The 22,257-nt window shown below is 47.7% G+C and carries 21 protein-coding genes, 2 pseudogenes and 1 riboswitch; of the genes and pseudogenes, 21 read left to right on the top strand and 2 right to left on the bottom strand.

What is annotated here, in order from left to right:
- Nucleotides 1-13: 13 nt before the first annotated feature.
- The 13 genes and pseudogenes from GJ1_RS18705 (at nt 14) to GJ1_RS12415 (ending at nt 11,482) form a co-directional block, all read left to right on the top strand.
- Nucleotides 14-178 carry a hypothetical protein gene (locus tag GJ1_RS18705; RefSeq protein WP_167346118.1) on the top strand — a complete coding sequence of 55 codons (165 nt, stop codon included), beginning with the start codon at nt 14-16 and terminating at the stop codon, nt 176-178.
- Nucleotides 175-1,686: a recombinase family protein gene (locus tag GJ1_RS12465; RefSeq protein WP_011230103.1), complete on the top strand. Its 1,512-nt coding sequence runs from the start codon at nt 175-177 to the stop codon at nt 1,684-1,686. The genes GJ1_RS18705 and GJ1_RS12465 overlap by 4 nt, the downstream gene beginning before the upstream one ends.
- The gene (locus GJ1_RS12460) at nt 1,673-3,193 is read left to right on the top strand and encodes a recombinase family protein (protein WP_011230104.1); all 1,521 of its coding nucleotides are present in this window, start codon (nt 1,673-1,675) and stop codon (nt 3,191-3,193) included. The genes GJ1_RS12465 and GJ1_RS12460 overlap by 14 nt, the downstream gene beginning before the upstream one ends.
- 758 nt (nt 3,194-3,951) lie before the next feature.
- Nucleotides 3,952-4,584 (top strand): KwaA family protein, encoded by a 633-nt coding sequence (locus GJ1_RS12455; RefSeq protein ID WP_011230105.1) that lies wholly within the window; start codon nt 3,952-3,954, stop codon nt 4,582-4,584.
- Nucleotides 4,577-5,542 (top strand): Kiwa anti-phage protein KwaB-like domain-containing protein, encoded by a 966-nt coding sequence (locus GJ1_RS12450; protein WP_011230106.1) that lies wholly within the window; start codon nt 4,577-4,579, stop codon nt 5,540-5,542. The genes GJ1_RS12455 and GJ1_RS12450 overlap by 8 nt, the downstream gene beginning before the upstream one ends.
- A gap of 47 nt (nt 5,543-5,589) precedes the next feature.
- A pseudogene (locus GJ1_RS12445) lies at nt 5,590-6,228 on the top strand (SpoVR family protein); the annotation flags it as partial.
- 283 nt (nt 6,229-6,511) lie between these two features.
- A complete protein-coding gene (locus tag GJ1_RS12440; protein WP_044732237.1) occupies nt 6,512-7,858 on the top strand; it encodes a cytochrome ubiquinol oxidase subunit I in 1,347 nt (448 codons plus the stop codon).
- Entirely contained in the window at nt 7,855-8,883 is a 1,029-nt protein-coding gene (locus GJ1_RS12435; RefSeq protein ID WP_066232900.1) for a cytochrome d ubiquinol oxidase subunit II, read from the top strand. Before GJ1_RS12440 ends, GJ1_RS12435 begins: the two co-directional genes overlap by 4 nt.
- Nucleotides 8,883-8,984: a cytochrome bd oxidase small subunit CydS family protein gene (cydS, locus tag GJ1_RS19435; protein ID WP_373278041.1), complete on the top strand. Its 102-nt coding sequence runs from the start codon at nt 8,883-8,885 to the stop codon at nt 8,982-8,984. Before GJ1_RS12435 ends, cydS begins: the two co-directional genes overlap by 1 nt.
- A gap of 73 nt (nt 8,985-9,057) precedes the next feature.
- Complete coding sequence (locus GJ1_RS12430) at nt 9,058-9,348, top strand: hypothetical protein (RefSeq protein ID WP_066232897.1); 291 nt, start codon at nt 9,058-9,060, stop codon at nt 9,346-9,348.
- Nucleotides 9,349-9,449: 101 nt separating this feature from the next.
- A riboswitch (guanidine-I (ykkC/yxkD leader) is annotated at nt 9,450-9,552 on the top strand.
- A gap of 58 nt (nt 9,553-9,610) precedes the next feature.
- Nucleotides 9,611-9,931 carry a quaternary ammonium compound efflux SMR transporter SugE gene (gene sugE / locus GJ1_RS12425; protein ID WP_066232894.1) on the top strand — a complete coding sequence of 107 codons (321 nt, stop codon included), beginning with the start codon at nt 9,611-9,613 and terminating at the stop codon, nt 9,929-9,931.
- A gap of 571 nt (nt 9,932-10,502) precedes the next feature.
- On the top strand, nt 10,503-10,775 hold the full coding sequence (locus tag GJ1_RS12420) for a YkvA family protein (protein ID WP_066232893.1): 273 nt from the start codon (nt 10,503-10,505) through the stop codon (nt 10,773-10,775).
- Nucleotides 10,776-10,789: 14 nt separating this feature from the next.
- Nucleotides 10,790-11,482, top strand: a complete 693-nt coding sequence (locus GJ1_RS12415) for a TerC family protein (protein ID WP_066232891.1) — start codon at nt 10,790-10,792, stop codon at nt 11,480-11,482.
- Nucleotides 11,483-11,507: 25 nt separating this feature from the next.
- On the opposite strand, the gene GJ1_RS12410 is transcribed toward GJ1_RS12415, so the two are convergent.
- Entirely contained in the window at nt 11,508-11,972 is a 465-nt protein-coding gene (locus GJ1_RS12410; RefSeq protein ID WP_066232914.1) for a hypothetical protein, read from the bottom strand.
- Between the two features lie 304 nt (nt 11,973-12,276).
- Here GJ1_RS12410 and GJ1_RS12405 point away from each other — a divergent pair, with 304 nt between their 5' ends.
- From GJ1_RS12405 to GJ1_RS12380, 6 genes are all read left to right on the top strand, one after another.
- Nucleotides 12,277-14,355: a carbon starvation CstA family protein gene (locus tag GJ1_RS12405; RefSeq protein ID WP_066232886.1), complete on the top strand. Its 2,079-nt coding sequence runs from the start codon at nt 12,277-12,279 to the stop codon at nt 14,353-14,355.
- The gene (locus GJ1_RS12400) at nt 14,348-14,551 is read left to right on the top strand and encodes a YbdD/YjiX family protein (RefSeq protein WP_066232883.1); all 204 of its coding nucleotides are present in this window, start codon (nt 14,348-14,350) and stop codon (nt 14,549-14,551) included. The genes GJ1_RS12405 and GJ1_RS12400 overlap by 8 nt, the downstream gene beginning before the upstream one ends.
- A gap of 158 nt (nt 14,552-14,709) precedes the next feature.
- Nucleotides 14,710-15,636 (top strand): ketopantoate reductase family protein, encoded by a 927-nt coding sequence (locus GJ1_RS12395; protein ID WP_066232881.1) that lies wholly within the window; start codon nt 14,710-14,712, stop codon nt 15,634-15,636.
- Between the two features lie 301 nt (nt 15,637-15,937).
- On the top strand, nt 15,938-17,605 hold the full coding sequence (locus GJ1_RS12390; protein WP_066232876.1) for a glycoside hydrolase family 13 protein: 1,668 nt from the start codon (nt 15,938-15,940) through the stop codon (nt 17,603-17,605).
- Nucleotides 17,606-17,660: 55 nt separating this feature from the next.
- Nucleotides 17,661-18,197, top strand: coding sequence for a YfiT family bacillithiol transferase (locus GJ1_RS12385; protein ID WP_066232873.1), 537 nt, complete (start codon nt 17,661-17,663; stop codon nt 18,195-18,197).
- 315 nt (nt 18,198-18,512) lie between these two features.
- The gene (locus GJ1_RS12380) at nt 18,513-19,718 is read left to right on the top strand and encodes an MFS transporter (protein ID WP_066232871.1); all 1,206 of its coding nucleotides are present in this window, start codon (nt 18,513-18,515) and stop codon (nt 19,716-19,718) included.
- A gap of 64 nt (nt 19,719-19,782) precedes the next feature.
- On the opposite strand, the gene GJ1_RS12375 is transcribed toward GJ1_RS12380, so the two are convergent.
- Nucleotides 19,783-20,967, bottom strand: coding sequence for a class I SAM-dependent rRNA methyltransferase (locus GJ1_RS12375; protein WP_066232869.1), 1,185 nt, complete (start codon nt 20,965-20,967; stop codon nt 19,783-19,785).
- Between the two features lie 358 nt (nt 20,968-21,325).
- Here GJ1_RS12375 and GJ1_RS12370 point away from each other — a divergent pair.
- Both GJ1_RS12370 and GJ1_RS17915 read left to right on the top strand, forming a co-directional pair.
- Nucleotides 21,326-22,148, top strand: a pseudogene (locus GJ1_RS12370) (ISLre2 family transposase); the annotation flags it as partial.
- A gap of 3 nt (nt 22,149-22,151) precedes the next feature.
- Nucleotides 22,152-22,257 (top strand): helix-turn-helix domain-containing protein (locus GJ1_RS17915; protein WP_157068389.1); only part of this gene is annotated, 106 nt, incomplete at its 3' end.

The following is a 22,257-nucleotide window of genomic DNA, read 5'->3' as shown; positions in this document are numbered from 1 at the left end:
AGGAGAGATAGGAATGAAAGGAAAAATCCCAAAAGTAACTTGCCAAGTCGTTTCTATTCAATATGTTCATGATCCAGAGGCAGCTGAAAAGTGGTTTGACTTGTACACAGATATTATTTTGAAGCAAATACAGAACAGGCAAGAAACGAAAAGGGACTCGGAGGTGTTGGATGATTGAAAACGGTTGCTTACTACCGCAACTCGATTAGCAAAGAAAAGCAGAAGTTATCCATTGAAATGCAAATGCAGCATGTGCATGAGGTAGCAGCAAAAAACCGTTTATTGATCGATGATGAGTTTATGGATCGAGAAACGTCCGCCAGAAAAAAGAAAATGGAAGAGAGAAAGGGCATGGCGCAGCTAATCGAGGAAATAAAAAAGGGGCGCGTAAAAAATTTAATTGTGTACAGCCGTTGCCGCTTGGCACGAAATGTACAACAGTATATGAGTTTATATGATTTACTAAGGCAGCATAAGGTAAATGTCATTTTCGCAGCGGACTTTGAATTTCCTATGATGTATACGGCGGAGGCTGAATTAATTGAACGGATTGTCGCCGCCATGAACCAGGAAGATGCTGAAAAATTGGTTCAAAAATTGCAAGATTCTAAAGTAACTGTAGCAAGAGAAGGAAAACATGCTGGGGGACGTATTCCATTTGGGTATCGATCACCCCGAGAGGATCTTGAAGAGGATAAGGAGGAGTCTGATTGGATTTTAGTTGAAGAGGAAGTAAAGACAATCCAAAACGTTTATGATTTATTTTTGCAAAAAGATTTTAGCTCCCTCACAAAATTTGTAGAGATAGTAAACGAATTGGGACTGCGCTTTAAAGATAATAAGGAATGGAACTATTCTAATATGCAAAACGTTCTTACAAACCCTATTTACAAAGGAAAAAGAATATCTCACATAAAGGGAGAAGAAATTGAAAAAGATGTGCCGCATCTTAAGATTGTCGATGAAACAGTATGGGAAAACGTTCAAAAGAAAATGAGTAAGGTTGTAAAGAGACGCAAAAAATCAAAAGAAAATCAAAATGAAAACCATGTATTTTTATTAAAAGAGCTTGTTTATTGTGATGAATGTAATCAAGTAATGCATGGCAAGCCACATCAATTAAAGGGTAAAACGTTTTTAGTGTATAAATGTAAAAAACATTCCAAAGTGCGAGCATCAAAAGATTGGTTAGAAAACACAGTTATTGAACATGCGAATGAGTTCTTTAACCAAATTATTCATACGCAATTTGCGGAGGTTATTGAGAAAATATACAAGGGAGAAACGAAGGGATATATCGAAGCCATTAAGCAAATTGACCGTGAACTGAAACAGTTAGAGGAAAGTATGGTACAGAGAGTGGAGCATGCTCTGGCAAAGGAAGAAGAACTTCAATTAAACAAGTCGATGTTACAGATGTTAAAGAAATATGAACAAAGCTTGTTTGTTAAATCCGAATTAGAATCCAGGATTTTCGAAATGAACGAAAAGTTTAAGACGATACATGATTGGAAACAGGAATCATCGTTGAAAATGATTGATCCGGACATGGAAGACGATCAAAAAATAGAATTGCTGCAGGACATTATCTCTCGTGTTCGGGTCAGTAAAGAGAAAATTGAAATTATTTTCCGTCATCCATTATTTACAGGATTGGAGGGAAGGGAAGAAATTGGACTTATCTAAGATTTTGACACCCGGCATGAAGGGGGTTTTTTATGGTCGGCATTCCACGCATAAGCAGACAATGGAAACACAGCGTCGTAGCGCCTATGATTTAGCCGAAAAATATCAGTGTACAATTGTGGAGGAAATTCTGGACGAGGGAGTGTCTTCACGAAAAAAAGATCGTGAAGGATATAAGCGATTGATTGCTGCAGCTTATGAAAAGAAATTTGACTTCGTTATTATCTACTCACATTCCCGTATTGCACGCATACCTGAAGAACATGATCTGATACGCGCAACGATGCATATATTAGATATCCCAATCATCGAAAGTGAAACAGAAAGTTTATATGATTTTGGCGACACTATTTTTAGAGCGATTAAAGATGGAATAGCCAAATATGAGCTGGATAAAATCCGGATCAATACAAAAAATGCAATTGAAACGTTGGCGAAAAATGGACGATGGACAGGTGGCAGGGCTCCGTTTGGGTATCAGTATACTTCCAAAAAGGAAGGAGGAACTGAAAAGTTTGATATAGTGGAAGCTGAAATAGAATTGGTGAAAAAAGTGTTTGAGTTATATAAAAATCATCATGGTTTTTCATCTATTGCCAGACAGCTTCCTGAAAACAGTTATCGTGGAAAAGCATGGACTAAGGACCGTGTAAAAAACATCATTACGAATCCCTTTTATGCAGGTTATATCGCGATCAGAAGAAAGCACGAAAAGAAACACAATGCGTTAAAAGACAGAAGTGAGTGGATAATGAAAAAAAGTCCACTTATTCCGGCGGTTTTAACGATTGAAGAATGGGAATATTGCTGGAATCTATACAAAACAAAGAACGAGAGAAAAATTCCACCGAAACACTTTAAAACATCTTTTCTGTTAACAGGTTTGTTAAAGTGCCAAAATTGTAATGGGGGGTTAATTGGAAAAGATCAGCGAACGACGAGCAACCAGGGAAAAGTATATGGAAAGAAAGTGTATTTATGCAAATCATGCAATTATAAAATAGATGCAGATGATGCACATCAAACGGTATTAAAAGTATTCAGAAGTTATCAAGGTGTAGATACAGAGAAACTGATCTCGGCTGTTCAGGAAAAAGTGGAAACAGAAATTAGCAACATCAAGAAAAGTATTGAGGATTTAAAAGTGTCATGGCAAACAGAAAAACGAAAACTCCAGCTTTGCGATATTGAAATTGAAAAAGCCTTTAAAAGGAAGGAAGAAAAGGAACCTCACATCAAAATATTGATCATTACAAAAGATCGAATCCTAAACAAAGTTCATCAAATTGAACGTTGGATTGAGGAAAAAGAGGCAAAAATAAAATTCTTAGAAGAGGTTCAAAAAAATGAAAATTTAATTAGAGATCATTTAAAACAATTTCAGGCTCCTGTCTCTAGCTGCAATGAAGATATGCGAGCGTTGTTCCTGTATTTATTTGAAGAAATTATGGTTAATAAAAAAGGACATTTGCAATGTAAACTACGTTTCAATTTAGATGATAAATGATACAAAAATCTCCTCATTTGCAGGAGATTTTTTTATTTATGTAATAACATATCTCGGTGATTAGGTGCATATATTGGTAGGTAAAGCAATTTTTCTCGGTAATTAAGGGTAGGACCCGATCGCGATCAGCCCCAAATTACCGATATTGATACGACTGAAATTCAAGAAAAACCTTTGATTTCAAGGGACAAGCTGGGGTTTGTCCTAATTTTATTATGGACAAGGAAGTCCTTTTTTAACAGTTCTCGGTTATTTGGATAGAGGAGATTTGGAAACTCGGTAATTAGGTTGGTTAAGTATTACTGTTACATCTTATCGATCCAATGTCAAAGATGATTAGACCAACTGTGTTGAAGAATATGTTAGTGCAATACCGTGTCAATGCTTAAAACAGAATAATGAGAATTAGAAAAAGAAATCGAAACTAAACAACAAGATCTAATTCTATTCTCATTACAACTTTAAACAAGGAGGAGAGAACTTCCTTGTTTTTTAGCGACTAAAGTAAAGTTACATCACTAATGTTATGATCATAAATTTACCTTGATTCAAAATTAGATTAGGCGAACAAGCAAAATTGTTCGGTTTTGGAGTAGTAACAAGGAAAATCCAAGGATTTGCAGTTCGGCAAGGAGGTAGTTGAGGGATATGAAGGTTTTATATTAAAAAGAATCAGAATACTAAATGGGTTTTTGTTGAAATAAAGGTAATTTATTCGTTAAAATATTGGTGGTATCTGCCAATTGGGGGAGGTTTAATTGTTAATTCCATTTTGGTTTCGTTTATTATTTCTTTTTATGTCTTATTTTCCTTTATTTTTGGTACTGTTTATAAAATTTTTTAATTATGAATTCCTTGTTTATTGTATTAAATATTGGAGGTTTATCGATATATTGTTTCTGTTAGAGATTAAAACATTAAATGGAGTAATGGGACTTATATCAACTTTGCTGCTGGTAATTTCATTATTATCGATATTGTTTATATTGTTTGAATTAAGAACCACAGAGAAAAAAAGGATTGGACAGAAAAAATATACCATTAAGAAAATACAACCTAGGGATAGGGATATATTAGTTTACCTTGTTACTTATGTTTTACCGCTGATTAGTCTAGATATGGATAATTTTAGGGATATAATAGTTTTATTTGTTCTTATTCTTTTAATATTCTGGTTATCGATGTATTCAGATTTACTTTATGTCAATCCAGTTATGGCAGCTCTAAAATTAAGAATATACGCTATCGAAACAGATTTAGGTGAAGCACTCCTTATTTCTAAAAATGATAAATTCGAGGAATGCTTAGGTAAAAAAATAATTTGTTATCGTTTTATTAGAGATAAAGAAACAGTATTAATCGATGGGAGTAGGGGGCAACAAAATGAATGATGAATTGATTTATGTAAAAGAAAAAATTAATGAAATGGAACATAACAATGATTACGTTTACCAGTTATTTATAGTAGGTTCTGTACTAAGAGAAGGAACACAATCTGTTTATGATGATTGTGATCCAAAAGAAATTCCAATCGACCAATCAGTACAAGATTGGTTGTTGGGAACCACAAAGGCTTTGCTAGAGGATGTAACAGAAAATTATCAAGTATTAAATATTAGAGAAGTTGACGAAGAAAGCGAGACAATAAAAAGATATATTGAAATAAATAATTTAAATCAACTTTATTTATGGACTCAGCGTATAAATAATGAGCAAGTTGAAAATGATGCAAGGACTTTAATAAATAGAGATGATTTTAAACCTAAAGTGTTATTAGCGAAACTTGAAATTGATGATGAAATGAAGGTTTATTTTTTAAAAATAATAAACGAAAGTGTATTTCTAAAAAAACGTAAAATACTTGAAGTTGTGGATAGAGGTGATTATCAGATCTCCCAAGAAAGAGACAAGAAGCTTTTTTTAGACGATCAATGGGACGGAATTATAATTGGTAATAATGTTCTATTGTACAATGAAAATAAAATTTTATCTTTGTTTAGATATTATGAAAGATTTAGACAAGCAGCAGATGAAATAGTCGAACAGATAATGGAAAAAGGGATTGTTTCAGATGATTCTAACTTTTTACAATTTGTTCAGTCTCAGATAAGTCTTCAAAAGAAGCTAGCTAAGGCAGCTGATTATGGGTTGGAACGCATAAAAAGAGAGCGTATTGAGGAATTGATAAATACTGGCATGATTAATTTGCAATTAGATGAGCAAGGCAGGATAGTCTGTACCACAAAAGAAGAAGCGCGATTGGTTATTGATGTAATATTAGACAATTTTGTTTCCTCTTTAATTACTGATGATAAATACCGAGCTATCAATAAAATGCGTATACAATAATTACTGTGTTTTGTTGTGTCAGTGTTGGAATAAAATAAGCATCTTAGATAAACGAAGGCTGGGCGACGTATTGGCATCAGCGCATTTTGCGCGAGATGGATTTGACGAGCGATGAGGCGATCGAGTTTGCGAAGCTGAACGCCAACGTCGTGCAACCGTCGCGCACCGGCATTAACCCGTACTATTTGGGCTTGAAAATTTTTGAAGACATTGAAGAGCGTTGGAACAACCCGACCGAGGAGATGAAAAAATACGGTGTCAAGCCGGGGTCGGGGCGGGCGAAAATTTTTGAAGTGCGCGAGCTGGAATCCGACATTTCGTTTTTGCGCAACTATTTAACAAAAGATCTCATTATGCGTGAAGATATGTATTTGTTCCAAAAACAAGGGAAAGAATATAAAATCGTCGACAAAAGCTGGGAACATATCCGCGACCAACTCGTCAGCATGCGGGTCAACGGCGGGTTTCCGTACATCACTGTCAATGACGGCGACTACATGCGCAATGGGGAGCTGTATTTGAAGCATTGGTATGAGGGGATTGAGCTTGATCTGAAATATTTGGAAAAAGTATTGCCGTACATTTATCAGCTGTGGGGGAGACCGGTTCATATGGAGACGGTTGTTGAAGAGAAGCCGATGTTGTTCACATATGACGGGAAAACAGTCCATCGGAAATATTTGTAACTGCAAAGGCAGGGGACATCCTGCTTTTTTGTTTGCCGTGGTCATTATGTGAAAAACGTCACAAATTGTTCGAATTTACGGCGGATAAGGGAGGAATGTTTATGGGATAATAAACATAGGCAATTTGTGATGTTTGTCACAAATGGGATGTTGCGAACGCCCGTGGGAGGGAATGAAGGTGTGGAAACGGCAGGAAACATGGCTTATATGGCTCAGTTTTTTTGCTGCGGCGGTCGTTTTTCTTTCGCTTGTCGGCCGGTTGTTTTCGTAAGGGGGAGACACGATGCTTAACTATGATCCGGTGCTTTTGAGCCGCGTGCTGACAGAATTGACGTTAACGTTTCATATCATTTACGCCACGATCGGTGTCGGGGTTCCGCTCATGATCGCCATCGCCCAGTGGGTCGGGATTCGCAAAAACGATATGCATTACATTTTGCTCGCCCGCCGCTGGACGCGCGGCTTTGTCATTACAGTGGCGGTCGGCGTCGTGACCGGCACGGCGATCGGCCTGCAGCTGTCGCTTTTATGGCCGAATTTTATGCAACTGGCTGGCCAAGTGATCAGTCTGCCGCTGTTTATGGAGACGTTTGCGTTCTTTTTTGAAGCCATTTTTCTTGGCATTTATTTGTACACATGGGATCGGTTTGAAAACCAAAAAAAACATTTGCTTTTGCTTATTCCGGTGGCGGCCGGTTCTTCGGCGTCAGCGATGTTTATTACGATGGTGAACGCGTTTATGAACACGCCGCAAGGGTTTGAGTTGAAAAATGGCGAGCTTGTGAACATCGACCCGATCGCCGCGATGTTTAATCCGGCGATGCCGACGAAGGTTGCCCATGTGCTGGCGACAGCGTATATGACGTCAGCGTTCGTGCTCGCTTCGATCGCTGCCTGGCGTTTGTTTAAGGGAAACCGGCATATTTATCATCGCAAAGCGCTTCATTTAACGATGAAGACGGCATTGATTTTCTCGGTGGCAAGCGCCATTGTCGGCGACTTGTCGGGCAAATTTTTGGCCGAATATCAGCCGGAAAAACTCGCGGCGGCCGAGTGGCATTTTGAAACGAGCTCCCATGCCCCGTTGATTTTGTTCGGCACGCTCGATGAAGACGGCGACGTGAAAAACGCCTTGAAAATCCCGTATGCTTTAAGCATTTTGGCCCACAACCACCCGGCGGCCGTGGTGAAGGGCTTGAATGAAATTCCAGAGGATGAGCGTCCGCCGCTGTACATCCATTATTTGTTTGACATCATGGTCACGATCGGCGTGTTTTTAATGTTGGTGGCAACGGCGTACTGGCTCGGGTCGATATTCCGTTGGCAATGGACCGTGAAAAAGTGGTTTTTTGGCCTGTTAGCGGCAGGAGGGCCGCTGGCGATGCTAGCCATTGAAGCCGGATGGTACTTGGCGGAAGTCGGTCGGCAGCCATGGATTTTGCGCGGCTATATGAAAACGGCCGAAGCCGCCACTTCATCGGGGCATGTCGACACAATGCTCGTGTTATTTTCCTTGTTGTATCTCATTTTAGGCATTGCGAGCGTGACGGTGCTTGTGCGCATGTTCCGCAAAAACCCGATTGAGCGGGAGCTGGCGGAGCGCGCCGGTCAAGGGGAGGTGGCGCCATGACGCTTGAAGTCATCGGTATTTCGGTGCTATGGTTGTTTTTGTTCGGCTATATCATCGTCGCTTCAATTGATTTTGGCGCCGGATTTTTCAGCGCTTACAGCCATTGGGCGAACAAAAAGCACATTTTGCACCGCATCATTCAGCGCTACCTTTCGCCCGTCTGGGAAGTGACAAACGTCTTTCTTGTCTTTTTCTTCGTCGGCATCGTCGGCTTTTTCCCGAAAACGGCGTATTATTACGGGTCGATTTTGCTCGTTCCGGCCAGCATCGCCATCATTCTTTTGGCCGTCCGCGGCTCGTATTATGCGTTCCATACGTACGGCGGGACGGAGCGGAATTGGTATTTGCTCGCCTATGGGTTGACGGGTCTGTTCATTCCAGCGTCGCTCTCCATCGTCTTGACGATTTCTGAGGGCGGATTTGTCGAAAAAAATGGGAATGCCTTGGCGCTTGATTACGGCAAGTTGTTTGCGAGCCCGCTGTCGTGGAGCATCGTGCTGTTAAGCGTCACGAGCGTTTTGTACATTTCCGCCGTGTTTTTGACGTATTATGCGGACGCGGCGGGGGATGAGCGGGCGCGGTCGCTTTTGCGCCGCTACGCCCTTCTTTGGAGCGGGCCGACGATGTTGTCGGCGCTATTGATCATTTATCAGCTGCGCCACCATAATCCTGAACATTATGCCAACTTATGGACGTTAGCTTGGATGTTCGCCGTTTCCTTTTTGTTTTTTGCGCTCACCGTTTGGCTTCTTTGGCGGAAGCGGCGGTTCGGTTTGGCGTTTATCGCGCTTTTGTTTCAATACGCGTTTGCATTTTACGCGTACGGCATTTCCCATTACCCGTATTTGCTTTATCCGTATTTGACAATTTATGACGGGTTCACGAATGAAGTGATGGCCGTCGCGTTGATCATCGCCTTTATCGCTGGGCTGCTTTTGCTTATTCCGTCACTGTACTTGCTGATGCGTCTCTTTTTGTTCAACAAGGCGTATGTCAAAGGCGAATGGGAAGGAGGAAAAGAATGATGCAAACATTTTTGATCATGTATGCGCCGCTCATCATGGTGGCGCTGTCGGTGGCTGCCGCATTTTGGGCTGGATTGAAAGATGTGCGGATTCACGACTGAAAGGATGATGCATAGTTTGCCGTCAATCGCCCACACTAGCGGATGACAAGTCATAAAGAAAGGATGGGCGATGATGAAAGAAGTATTGCAACGCGTCAAAGAACAGCTCGAACAATCGTTCCATGACCCGCGTTCAACGAGTCTCGACGGGGCGATCCATGAGCTCGAGCAGGTAAAAGCGAGCGCCGGGGAGAAACAGCAAATGATTGAAGACGTCATCCGCGCCGTCACTCACGCGCGCAATGCACGGGCCGAGCTCGCTGCGGCCGGCGATGAATCAGCGACGAACGCTTTCGCTGAGGCGTATCGGGCGCTTGATCAAGCGATTGAATCATACAGCGATGTTGACAACGATCCGGTGTGAAGCAGATGGGATCCCCATCTGCTTTTTTGTAAAGAGGTGTGACAGGAAAAAACGTTGCGGTCCTACAAAGAACGTGTTATAATGTCGTCCGGAAAAGGAAGGAAAAGATTTTCTAGGGTTCCGCAGCTGCCTGGCGGCTGGTCTGCGACCGAGAGAAAACGCGCGGCGCGCCCGCGCACACGGAGGGATAAAAGCCCGGGAGGAGCATCGTTTCGATCGTTCTCGCGGCTTTTTTATTTTCGACAAAAAGGGAGGACCGGGCATGGCGTGGATGTATTTAATCATCGCTGGTTTGTTCGAAGTCGTATGGGCGATCGCGCTGAAATATACGAATGGATTCACCCGGCTTTGGCCGTCTGTTGTCACGATAATCGGGATGGCGGCGAGCTTTTACTTTTTATCCCTGGCGATCAAGACGTTGCCGATCGGCACCGCCTATGCGGTGTGGACGGGAATTGGAGCGCTCGGTGCGGCCTTGATCGGCATGTTGTTTTTAAACGAACCGGTCAACGCGCCGCGGATCGCATTTTTGCTGTGCATTCTTGCGGGGATCATCGGGCTGAAGTTTACAGCGGGGCATTGAACTACTCCACCTTAATTTTGTAACGAAATTTGAAGGTGGAGATTCCTGCCAACACCAGTGCATCCACCAGTTTTTCAGCAGGCGCTGTCCGTCGTTCCAACGGTGAAAGCGTTTCACATCTTGTGCGTTGAGCAAGCCACACCCCCTACTTTCGCTTGGTTTTCTCCTCTTCGGTGAGAGTGGGGGGGCGAACGTTGAAGATTTTACGTGACAGACGAATCTCCCGCTTATTTTTGGGTTACGCCCTGCACAAAATGCGAGAAAAAAGGATTGACAACAGGCATAAATATTGAATATCATGGAAGTGTAAAAATGAATACGGTCTCTTTTGTTAAAGGGGAGTAGCTTTAACAGCAAAGTCGTCAGTTCAGGGTACGTGCCCTCGGCTTTGCTGGCAACGGCGACGTTGTTAGCGAGACCTTTACCGATGTTGGTAAAGGTCTCTGTTTGTATGAAGGCCTTTACCAAATATGGTAAAGGCCTTCTTTCATTTCATGAAACAAAAGGGGGGAAGATAATCGTAAAAGAAAATAGGTTCGGCTTCAAAATGACAAAAGGTGGAGGGGATGGCATGCGCAAATGGTGGAAACGGCTTCGCTTCATCGTCCATATCCGTCGTTTTCTTCCGTTTTTGTTCGAATTTTTCGTTTCTCATGAAGTGCCTATGCGAAAAAAATTGTTTTCCGTCGGTTTGCTGCTTTTGTATATAGCGCTGCCGCTTGACCTCATTCCGGATTGGCTTGTGCTGTTTGGTTTGATCGATGATCTTGCCGTCTTCTTATTTATTTTGCAGCAAGTCATCAAGATGGCTCCAGTTTCGTTAAAAGAAAAATATAACTTGTAGAGGGGGATCGTTCCATGGATCTGTTGTCAGTGGAGTTTTGGACGGCGCTGTTGTCCATCATCATTATCGACCTTTTGCTGGCAGGGGATAACGCCATTGTGATCGGATTGGCGGCGCGCAACTTGCCCAAACACCAGCAAAAAAAGGCGGTCGTCTGGGGAACGGTCGGTGCTGTCGTCATCCGCGCGTTGGCGACGATCTTTGTCGTCTGGCTGCTGAAAATCCCCGGGCTTTTGCTTGTCGGCGGCGTGCTGCTTGTCTGGATCGCCTATAAGCTGCTTGTTGAGGGAAAGGGCCACGACGATGTTGAAGCCGGGGGAAGTTTATGGGAGGCGATTCGCACGATCATTATTGCCGATGCGTTAATGGGGCTTGACAACGTGTTGGCGGTTGCCGGAGCCGCGCACGGCAGCTTTTTGCTCGTCGTTCTCGGGTTGCTTATTTCTGTTCCGATCATGGTGTGGGGCAGCACGCTCATTTTAAAATGGATCGAGCGTTTCCCAATCATTATTACGATCGGCGCCGGCGTGCTCGCTTGGACGGCGGCGAAAATGATCGTCGGCGAGCCGTTTTTGAAAGCGTACTTTGCCAACCCTGTTGTCAAATATGGGTTTGAATTGCTTATTGTTGCCGTGGTCATTGCGGCGGGAACGATGAAAAAACGAAAAAGCGCCAAAGAGCCGCAGCCGAAAGCCGCCAATGAATAATTGGCGGCTTTTATGGCAGAAGCGGTTATAAAATGGACGGGCGCTTCCATTTCAACAAAAGAAATTGCAGCAGCCATCCGACGATGAGTCCGGGGATGACGGATAAGATCGGTAGCCAAATTGGTCCGAAAAACACGCCGCCGATCGTCACGTGCGATGAGTACATCAAGCCGACCGTCACAAAGTAGGTGGAGAAGACAAACGGCAAAAACGAATACGGCGTTCGTCCGCCGCCGGCGTCTTTAAACGCATCCCACATGGAAAAAAAGTATAAACATGGATAAAACATCATCCATCCGATATCGACGACGCGGGCCGCCTCATCCGTGCGGCCTAAAAAGCTGAGGCGGATGGCTTCGTTGAACTGCGATTGGGTGTTGATCAAAAATTCCAACGCAATAAACAAAATTCCTTTGATATACTTTTTGTTCAATAGCTGCCCGAATCCAGGCAGTGCGATGCTCCATAACAATGCTTCGATTGCCTTCACCTTCTCGAACCCTTTGCTAAGATAATAATAGTTGATCGCTGTTTTGCCCGTTGCGCCATCCGATGGATCTGGGGACAATCGCTGGGTGCCTCATGGTCAGTTGACGGTTAAGCCGATGGGTGCAATTACATTTTTCGCGCCAAAGGCTTGTTTTATACTTTTGTACAATAGAGAAGTGGGAAAACTCTCTTATAGAACCAAACAGTATATAAGCTGAAGGTGAAAAAATGTATTTAAATTTTTCGGAATAATGAATATAATAGTAACGTAAATAATTTTGACAAATGAAAAAGGAGGAAACTGTGTGAAAGGGCTAAAATCGATTTTGTTATGGGGGCTGATTTCTGTCCTTGGGGCCGCAGCGTTTGCCATTTTGGCCTTAAGCCGCGGCGAGTCGGTCAACGCGATGTGGCTCATCGTCGCCGCCGTCTGCACGTATGCGGTCGCTTATCGATTTTACAGCCGGTTTATCGCCCGCAAAGTGTTCGGCCTTGACGATAACCGGAAAACGCCAGCGGAAGTATTTAATGACGGAAAAGATTATGTTCCGACGAACAAATGGGTGTTGTTTGGCCATCATTTTGCTGCCATCGCTGGCGCTGGGCCGCTTGTCGGACCGATTTTGGCGGCGCAGATGGGCTATTTGCCGGGCACGCTTTGGATCGTGATCGGGGTTGTTCTCGGCGGAGCGGTGCAAGACTTTGTCATTTTGTTCGCTTCGATGCGCCGCAACGGGAAGTCGCTCGGCGAGATGATTAAAGAGGAAATGGGGCCAGTGACGGGCTTTATCGCAGCGCTTGGCATTTTGGGAATTATGATTATTTTATTGGCCGTGTTGGCGCTCGTTGTTGTGAAAGCGCTTGTCGGAAGCCCGTGGGGAATGTTCACGATCGCCGCGACGATTCCGATTGCGATTTTGATGGGCATTTACATGCGCTTCATCCGTCCGGGGCGCGTCGCTGAGGCGTCGCTTGGGGGATTCGTACTGTTGATTTTGTCGATTGTAGCCGGGCAATACGTAGCGGAGCATCCGACGCTCTCGGCGATGTTTACGTTAAAAGGCGAGACGATCGCCATCTTGATGATCATTTACGGCTTCGTTGCTTCGGCGCTGCCGGTATGGCTGCTGTTGGCGCCGCGCGACTATTTGAGCACGTTCTTAAAAATCGGCACGATCGTTGGGTTGGCTCTCGGCATTTTCATCGTGACGCCGGATTTGCAAATGCCGGCGGTGACGAAATTTATCGACGGCACGGGGCCGGTATTCGCCGGCGACTTGTTCCCGTTCTTGTTCATTACGATTGCTTGCGGAGCGGTGTCCGGTTTCCACGCACTCGTTTCATCCGGCACAACGCCGAAGATGATTGAGCTCGAAAGCCATGCGCGGCCGATCGGCTACGGCGCCATGCTGATGGAATCGTTCGTTGCCGTCATGGCGATGGTCGCTGCTTGCGTGCTGACGCCAGGGGCATATTTTGCGATCAACAGCCCGGCGGCTGTCATCGGAACCGATGTAGCGCAGGCGGCAAAGGTTGTATCGTCATGGGGCTTTACCGTAACGCCGGATATGCTTGCTCAGCTGGCTAAAGATGTCGGCGAGCAAACGATATTGTCGCGCACCGGTGGGGCGCCGACGCTGGCGATCGGGATGGCGTTCATTTTATCGAACGTCATCGGCGGCAAAGCGCTTATGGCCTTCTGGTATCACTTTGCCATCTTGTTTGAAGCGCTGTTCATCTTGACGACAATCGATGCCGGCACGCGCGTCGGCCGTTTCATGATTCAAGATATTATGGGCACGTTCTACAAACCGCTCGGCAAAACGGATTCACTCGTCTCGAACTTGATCGCGACAACCCTTTGCGTATTGGCATGGGGCTACTTCCTGTACCAAGGTGTTGTCGATCCGCTCGGCGGCATCAACACGCTGTGGCCGCTGTTTGGCATCGCCAACCAAATGCTTGCCGGCATCGCCTTGTTGTTTGCCACGACGGTTCTGTTTAAAATGGGCAAAAAAGCGTATGTCTGGGTTACGCTCGTGCCGACGACATGGCTGCTTGTTGTCACGCTGACCGCCGGATATCAAAAGCTGTTCCATGAAAATGTCAAAATTGGTTTCCTGTCGCATGCGAAGATGTTTCAAGACAGCTTGAGCCAAGGAAAAATCTTGGCGCCGGCAACGAATGAGGCGCAAATGCGGCAAATTATTATGAACGACTACATTGATGCAACGTTGTGCGCGATTTTCATGCTTGTCGTGATTGCAATGCTCATTTCAGCGTTGAACATTTGGATGAAAGTATTGCAAAACAAGCATGTGCCGCTGAAAGAAGCGCCGTATATTCCGCGTGATGGGGGAGAAGGAGCGAAGCATTATGCCTAAATGGCTGCAAACGTTGTTGGCGTACCGCCGACAGTTTCTTGACTTGCTTGTCGGTGTGCCGAGTTATGAAAAATATGTTGAGCATATGAAAACCCATCACCCCGGCGAACCGATCAAGTCGCGGAAAGAGTTTTTCTGCGAGGCGCAAGAGGCGCGCTACAATGCCAAAGGCGGCAAAGTGTCGCGCTGCTGCTAGAAGGGAGGAAGGAGGGGCGTGCCCCCTTCTTCCTTTTTTCTTCTTGCCTATAACCGTCTGAGTTTGCGGCTGGCGGCAGTCCTGCCAAGAAGTGTTTCTCTGAGCGTTCATTGGACGAGCTGAATCAATTACAGCGAGGAAAGGAGTTGTTACATACGATGCGCATTCTGTTTGTCGGAGCGGGGGCGGTCGGCGGGTATTTCGGCGGCCGCCTGCTCGAAAAAGGCGTGGACGTGACGTTTCTCGTCCGCGAGCGGAGAAAGCGGGAGATCGAGGAACGTGGACTTGTCATCCATAGCGTCCATGGCGATGCGGTGCTGAAGCCAAAGCTGCTTGTCGCCGGCGAGCCGTCTGCGCCGTTTGATCTTGTCGTGTTTTCGAGCAAGGCGTATCATTTAGCCGGCGCCATCGCCGACGCCAGGCGATATATCGGCAAGGAAACGATGATTTTGCCGCTGTTAAACGGCATGGCCCATATGGATGCGTTATGGGAGGTGTTCGGGCGCGATAACGTCCTAGGCGGGCTTTGCTTTATCGAGACGACGCTAAATGAAAGCGGGGAGATCGTCCAAACGAGCCCAGCGCATGAGATGCGATTCGGCGAATGGCCAAACGGGCGGAGCAAGCGGACGGAGACGCTTGCATCGCTGTTTGCCGGCGCCAACGCCCGTTTTCGCCTAAGCGAACAGATCGCTGCCGATATGTGGAACAAATATTTGTTCATTGCGACGATGTCGGGCGTGACGACGCTGTTCCGCGCCCCGATCGGACCGATCCGCTCCGGCGAGTACGGGAGCGTCATCATTGAGCGGCTGTTCCGGGAAATCCAAACGATCATTCAGGCGCACGGTGCGCCGCTGACGGATGAAATGGCCGAGCGGCAGCGCATTCAGCTTGAGCAGATCGCCTCGACGATGAAATCGTCGATGCAGCGCGATATGGAAAAAGGGCAGCTCATTGAAGCCGACCATTTGCAAGGGTATTTGCTGGCGCTGGCGAAGCGGTACGGCATCGACGCCCCGATGCTCGAGGCAGTGTATCACAATTTAAAAATTTACGAAGCGAGCCGCACAGCCGCGCACTAACCGATGGACAAGCGCTGGCCGGCGGGCGGGAGCCGAAGGGCAACCGCTCGCCGGCTGTTTTTATCATCTCTAACCGAGAAGATTCCCACTTCCACGCGATCAGCGTAAGTGGGAACAGCGGAACCGTGGGGGGCACGGGGATGGCTTGGCTGGCAGCCTGCCTTGAAGCAGGTGTTCCCAAGAATCTCTCACCTCTAAGCATTTGCGTAGGTGGGAGAGCGTTCAAAAAAAGAGAGTTGTTTCTTGCAGCGATGTAGTGTACAGTTAGTAGTGAAAACGTGTGCACAGAGGAGGAGCTACTGTGAAAAAGGCGTGGTGGAAAGAGGGCGTCGCTTACCAAATTTATCCGCGCAGCTTTATGGATGCCAACGGCGACGGCATCGGTGATCTTCGCGGCATTATGGAAAAGCTGGACTATTTGGTGGAGCTTGGGGTCGACATCGTTTGGATTTGCCCCATTTACCGATCGCCGAACGCCGATAATGGATATGACATCAGCGACTATTATGCGATTATGGACGAGTTTGGAACGATGGACGATTTCGATGAATTGCTCGCTGAAGCGCATCGGCGCGGGTTGAAAATCATTTTGGATTTGGTCATCAATCATACGAGCGATGAGCATCCGTGGTTTATCGAATCGCGGTCATCGCGAGACAATCCGAAGCGCGACTGGTACATTTGGCGCGATGGCAAGGATGGGCGCGAACCGAACAACTGGGAAAGCATTTTCGGTGGCTCGGCATGGCAGTATGACGAGCGGACGGGGCAGTACTATTTGCATATTTTCGATGTGAAGCAGCCTGATTTGAACTGGGAAAACAGCGAAGTGCGCCAAGCGCTGTACAAGATGGTCAACTGGTGGCTTGACAAAGGCATCGATGGTTTCCGCATCGACGCGATTTCCCACATTAAGAAAAAGCCGGGCCTTCCTGACTTGCCGAATCCGAAAGGGCTGAAATACGTGCCGTCGTTTGCCGCGCATATGAACCAGCCGGGGATTATGGACTATTTGCAGGAGCTGAAAGAGCAAACGTTTGCGCAATATGACATTATGACGGTCGGCGAGGCGAACGGGGTGACCGTCGATGAGGCCGAACAATGGGTCGGGGAAGAAAACGGCGTGTTCAACATGATTTTTCAGTTTGAGCATTTAGGGCTGTGGAAACGGCGGGCTGACGGCTCCATCGACGTCCGCCGGCTGAAGCGGACGTTGACGAAATGGCAAAAAGGGTTGGAAAACCACGGGTGGAACGCGCTCTTTTTGGAAAACCATGACTTGCCCCGTTCGGTGTCGACATGGGGAAATGACGGCGAGTATTGGGCGGAGAGCGCGAAGGCCCTCGGTGCACTCTACTTTTTCATGCAAGGGACGCCGTTCATTTACCAAGGGCAAGAGATCGGGATGACGAACGTGCAATTTTCGGACATTCACGACTACCGTGATGTCGCTGCCCTGCGTCTGTATGAGCTCGAACGGGCGAACGGCCGGACGCATGAGGAAGTGATGAAGATCATTTGGAAAACCGGGCGAGACAACTCGCGCACTCCGATGCAATGGTCTGACGCTCCGAATGCCGGATTTACGATCGGCACGCCGTGGATCAAAGTGAACGAAAACTATCGCACGATTAATGTGGAAGCCGAGCGGCGCGACCCGAACTCGGTATGGTCGTTTTATCGGAAAATGATTCAGCTTCGGAAAGCGAACGAGCTGTTTGTTTACGGAACGTACGATTTACTTTTGGAAAATCATTCATCGATTTATGCGTATACAAGAACGCTCGGCCGCGACCGGGCGCTTGTCATCGTCAACGTATCCGACCGGCCGTCGCTTTACCGCTATGATGGCTTCCGTCTCCAGTCGAGCGATTTGGCGCTCTCGAATTATCCGGTCCGCCCGCATAAAAACGCGACGCGTTTTAAGCTCAAGCCGTACGAGGCGCGTGTGTACATTTGGAAAGAATGAGGAGGAGTTCGTCTTTCCGTGTTGAATGAATAAATATAGAAGGGAGATGAGCAACATGGCAACAGTCGATCCGGTTCGCTACCCGATCGGAACGTTTCAAGCCCCGGAGCGGTTCTGCGCCAAGGAAGCGCAGGAGTGGATTGCCGCCATCCGCGAGCTGCCAAGCGCTTTAAGGGCCGCTGTCGCTGGTTTGAACGATGAACAGCTGAACACGCCGTACCGCGACGGCGGCTGGACGGTCGCCCAAGTCGTCCACCATTTGGCCGATGCAAGCATGAATGCGTTTTTGCGCACGAAGTGGGGGGTGACGGAAGACTGCCCGACCGTGAAGCCGTTTGCGGAAGGAGAATGGGCCAAAACGGCCGATGCCCGCTCGCTGCCGATCGAGCCGTCGCTTTCGCTGCTTGACGGATTGCATGCGCGGTGGGCGGCGTTGCTTGAATCGATGACGGAAGCCGATTTTCACCGTATGGTTTGTCCGGAAGGGGCGTCAAAGGCGATGCCGCTGTATGTATTGACCGCATTGTATACATGGCATGGGAAACACCATACAGCGCAAATTACGTCGTTGCGCAAACGAAAAGGATGGTAACCAAAAAGGTGTCCCAAAAGGGGTGGGGCACCGTTTTTGATGACCGTATATACGCGTAAAACAAATGCTGGAATGCGGTACGTCGTGCTATGTTGAACAAAGGACCGCGTGTTGAGGCAGCTTCTTTTCGTTTAGGTGCAACGTGGAAGGCAGAAGGGTTTCCATATAGGGAAATTGCCGGTTAGGCTGGTCTTTTCGGCGCTGTTCCGCCGAAAGAGCGATGGAAAAACATTTTATTTAAGCGGCGGCATATGATTATGTTATACTAACAAATATTAAGGGGCGCGAAATACATAATTTGCAAGGGGGATCGGTATGGGGGCGGAGCAGCAGCCGCTTATTGCAGAACAAAAAGAAAAAATATGGACGAAAGATTTCGTTTTGATTTGTTTGGCCAATTTCTTTGTATTTCTTGGGTTTCAAATGACGCTGCCGACCATTCCGTTGTTTGTCGAGCATTTGGGCGGCAACGATCAGCTGATTGGCGTTGTCGTCGGGGTGTTTACATTCTCGGCGCTCATCGTCCGTCCGTTCGCCGGCCACGCGCTGGAGACAAAAGGACGTCGGTTTGTGTTTTTATTGGGCCTTCTCATTTTTGTCATTTCCGTTGGCTCCTACAGCTTGATCTCAAGCATTTTCCTTCTTTTTTTGATGCGGGTCATCCAAGGGATCGGCTGGGGGTTTTCGACGACTGCTTCCGGAACAGTGGCGACGGACATCATCCCGGCGAGCCGACGCGGGGAAGGGATGGGCTATTACGGGCTGTCTGGGAATATCGCCTTGGCGTTTGGTCCGTCGCTTGGACTTGTGCTCGCCGCTATGATTTCGTTCAGCCATCTGTTTGCCGTTTGTGCGGCGCTTGGAGTGGCTTCGGTGCTGTTTGCCGCTGCGATCACGTATAAAAAAGTGGAAGCCGTGCGCGGCAAAGGGGTGAACAAATGGGATTTGTACGAAAAAAGCGCCTTGACTCCGTCGGTGCTGTTGTTTTTCCTGACGGTGACGTTCGGCGGCATCGCCTCGTTCTTGCCTCTGTATACGGCGCAAAAACAGATCGACGGCCTGCAGCTGTACTTTTTGCTTTATGCGCTCGCCTTGATGGTGACGCGGACGTTCGCTGGCCAGTTGTATGACCGAAAAGGGCATCGGGCCATCTTTCTCCCCGGTGCTGGGCTTATTTTGCTAGCGATGCTTCTTCTTGCTTGGTTGCCGGGAGAATGGGCGTTGCTTTTGGCGGCGGTGTTGTACGGCTTTGGCTTTGGCATGGTGCAGCCGGGGCTGCAAGCGTGGTCGGTCGAGCGGGCGCCGATCCATCGAAAGGGGATGGCGAACGCGACGTTTTTCTCGTTTTTCGATTTAGGCGTCGGCGTCGGGGCGGTGGTGTTTGGCCAAATCAGCCATTGGTTCGGCTATCCGAGCATTTATTTGGCTGCCGCTGGTTCGGTGCTCATTTCGATGCTCGTCTATTGGTCCGTCTTGCATAAAGAACAATCGTTGCGCCCAAGGGAAAGAAAAAACGCTTAGGGATACCCCCCTAGGCGTTTTTTCTGCCCAGCGGCGCATCGAGACGGGGCCTTAGCGCGGCTTGTCACCGGCGGGAATGCACTTCGTAAATGGCGAACTTCAAGTAGTCGCCTTCCTCGGCGGCGAGCAGTTTCGGGTGGTCGTAGCCCGCGCCATTCCAATACACTTGGCGCAGCACTTTTTTGGCGTCAAACGCCGCGTCGGCGATCATCTCTTGAAACAGGTGCGGGCGGACGTGGTACGAGCAGCTTGATGTGACGAAAAAGCCGCCGTCTTTCACAAGCTTCAACCCGTTCAAGTTAATGTCTTTATAGCCGCGCAGCGCCTTTGGGACAGCGTGGGCCGATTTCGCGAACGCCGGCGGGTCAATGATGACGACATCCCACTGTTTGCCGGCGCGCACCGACTCGCGCAAATAGTCGAAGGCGTTGGCGACAACAAACTCGATGTTCGTAAATCCGTTCAACGCGGCGTTCCGTTTCGCAGTCTCGATCGCATGTTCAGAAATATCGACGGCCGTGGCATGTTTTGCCCCGTACAGACAAGCGTTCAGCATAAACGAGCCGGTATGGGTGAAGCAGTCAAGCACCGTCGTCTCCGGGCCGATGAGCGGTCGGAGGGCGGCGCGGTTTTGCCGTTGGTCGAAGAAAAAGCCTGTTTTTTGTCCGTTTTCAATGTCGACGATATATTTGACGCCGTTTTCTTCGATTTCAATTTCAGTTTCTGCTTCCCCATACCAAAAGCCCTTTTCTTGTTTGAGACCTTCAAGCTCCCGAACGGACACATCGTTGCGCAAATAAATGGCCCTTGGAGCAAACACATCAAGCAGGCCGCGCAAAATCCAGTCTTTCCGTCTTTCCATGCCGAGCGCCAAAATTTGCACGACGAGCACATCTTCGTATTTGTCGACGATCAATCCAGGCAAAAAGTCGGCCTCGCCGTAGACGGCGCGGCAGGAGCGGACGCCCGGAATCATCCGTTCGCGGTATGTCCATGCCCGACGGATGCGGTCGATGAAAAAGTGTTCATCGAGTTCATCGTTCGGGTTTTGCGTCAAGACGCGGACGATGATTTGCGAAGCGGGGTTGATATACCCTTTGGCGAGCCAATAGCCTTGGTGATTGTAAACGTCAACGAAGTCGCCCGGCGCAACGTCGCCTTCAATGCGGTCGACTTCACTTTGAAAAATCCATGGATGTCCTTGTTCAAGCCGTTTTTTCCGTTCCCGTTTTAGGATGACTTTCGCCATCGTTTCCACTCCTATCCAATCGTCAATTGCTGCGTTTTTATCATCTCGAATCGAGAAGACCCCACTTCCACGCGTGAGCGTAAGTGGGGGACGAATCGGTGTCTTTCCTCATCGATGTGTGAGTAAAATATTTGTGGGTGAAATTCAAGAATGATCCCCGACGAAGGTTGCGAACCTTTGTTTGAGACGATCGTCGGGGCCACCAAGCGAAGCGCGGTAGGATCAAAAAACAAATCTCATGCAAAAAGGACTCTCTCCCTGCTATGATGGTGATTGGCAAACACAACCCAAAACAGGAGGGAGAAAGTCCATGAATGTTCAACAACATCTTACCACACAATGGCCTTTATGAAAAGAGCTGGAGGAACAATTATGGCGCACTCTGCAAAAGGTGTTTGCCATCTTGTTGGCGGCCCTTTTGGAGGAAATCGATTAACAACTGGCGGAAACGCGGGACAAGCGCCAGTATCAGCTGAAAGACAAGCCCCCCATCACCATCTAACCCCTGTTCGGGGAAGTGATGTTCCGTCGGAACGACTACTACGATCGACAAACCGGAACGTATACGTTCTTGCTCGATGCCGAGCTTGGCTTTGATGGAGCGCAGTCGATCAGCCCCTGCCTGGAGGAAACAGCCGTCGAATTGGTGGTGGAGTGCTCGTCCTATCGCAAAGCCGCCCGCACGCTGGAGCCAATCGCGGGGTACGCGGTCATGAGCCATGAGGCCATTCGCCAGTTGGTGCTGGCGGCGGACGTCCCGCTGCATCGTCCCGTCTCGGAACGGCAAGGCCAGGTGTTGCTTGTCGAGGTGGATGGGCTGTTCATTTCCCGCCAAGGTAAAGGGAAACGGGCGAAAGAAGAGAAACTCTTCGCCGTTCACGAGGGATGGAAACGAAATGGTTCGCGCATCGAGCTGGTGAATCAGCGCCGCTGCCTCCATGAAGGGCCGGAGGACGTATGGGAGCGCTTCGAAGAATGGCTGCTGGAGGAATACGCCTATGATCCGTGCCGGGATCTTTTGATCATCAAGGGCGACGCGGTATCGTGGATCACGGCATGTCGCGAGCATTTTGGAAAGCGGGTCTCCTTCCAGCTCGACCGGTTTCATGTCACGCGGGAGCTGCGTCCAGTGTCTGTCGGGCCATCCACGTTGGCGGGAGGTGTGGAAGAAGATGGCGAAACTCATGCACAAAGCCTACCGATTTCGGCTGTATCCCACCCGAAAACAGGCGGAGCTCATCCACCAAACGATCGGATGCTGCCGGTTTGTGTACAATCACTTTTTGACCG

The organism is Geobacillus jurassicus NBRC 107829, assembly GCF_001544315.1.
GTDB classification, from domain to species: domain Bacteria; phylum Bacillota; class Bacilli; order Bacillales; family Anoxybacillaceae; genus Geobacillus; species Geobacillus jurassicus.
This window is presented reverse-complemented; position numbering and strand designations above follow the sequence as displayed.

What these genes read in the sequence shown, in the direction of transcription:
- GJ1_RS12375 (WP_066232869.1), bottom strand. Translation starts at nt 20,967, where the DNA reads ATGGCGAAAGTCATCCTAAAACGGGAACGGAAAAAACGGCTTGAACAA.
- sugE (WP_066232894.1), top strand. Translation starts at nt 9,611, where the DNA reads ATGGCGTGGATGTATTTAATCATCGCTGGTTTGTTCGAAGTCGTATGG.
- GJ1_RS12435 (WP_066232900.1), top strand. Translation starts at nt 7,855, where the DNA reads ATGACGCTTGAAGTCATCGGTATTTCGGTGCTATGGTTGTTTTTGTTC.
- GJ1_RS12430 (WP_066232897.1), top strand. Translation starts at nt 9,058, where the DNA reads ATGAAAGAAGTATTGCAACGCGTCAAAGAACAGCTCGAACAATCGTTC.
- GJ1_RS12395 (WP_066232881.1), top strand. Translation starts at nt 14,710, where the DNA reads ATGCGCATTCTGTTTGTCGGAGCGGGGGCGGTCGGCGGGTATTTCGGC.
- GJ1_RS12385 (WP_066232873.1), top strand. Translation starts at nt 17,661, where the DNA reads ATGGCAACAGTCGATCCGGTTCGCTACCCGATCGGAACGTTTCAAGCC.
- GJ1_RS12380 (WP_066232871.1), top strand. Translation starts at nt 18,513, where the DNA reads ATGGGGGCGGAGCAGCAGCCGCTTATTGCAGAACAAAAAGAAAAAATA.
- GJ1_RS12420 (WP_066232893.1), top strand. Translation starts at nt 10,503, where the DNA reads ATGCGCAAATGGTGGAAACGGCTTCGCTTCATCGTCCATATCCGTCGT.
- GJ1_RS18705 (WP_167346118.1), top strand. Translation starts at nt 14, where the DNA reads ATGAAAGGAAAAATCCCAAAAGTAACTTGCCAAGTCGTTTCTATTCAA.
- GJ1_RS12415 (WP_066232891.1), top strand. Translation starts at nt 10,790, where the DNA reads ATGGATCTGTTGTCAGTGGAGTTTTGGACGGCGCTGTTGTCCATCATC.
- GJ1_RS12440 (WP_044732237.1), top strand. Translation starts at nt 6,512, where the DNA reads ATGCTTAACTATGATCCGGTGCTTTTGAGCCGCGTGCTGACAGAATTG.
- cydS (WP_373278041.1), top strand. Translation starts at nt 8,883, where the DNA reads ATGCAAACATTTTTGATCATGTATGCGCCGCTCATCATGGTGGCGCTG.
- GJ1_RS12400 (WP_066232883.1), top strand. Translation starts at nt 14,348, where the DNA reads ATGCCTAAATGGCTGCAAACGTTGTTGGCGTACCGCCGACAGTTTCTT.
- GJ1_RS12450 (WP_011230106.1), top strand. Translation starts at nt 4,577, where the DNA reads ATGAATGATGAATTGATTTATGTAAAAGAAAAAATTAATGAAATGGAA.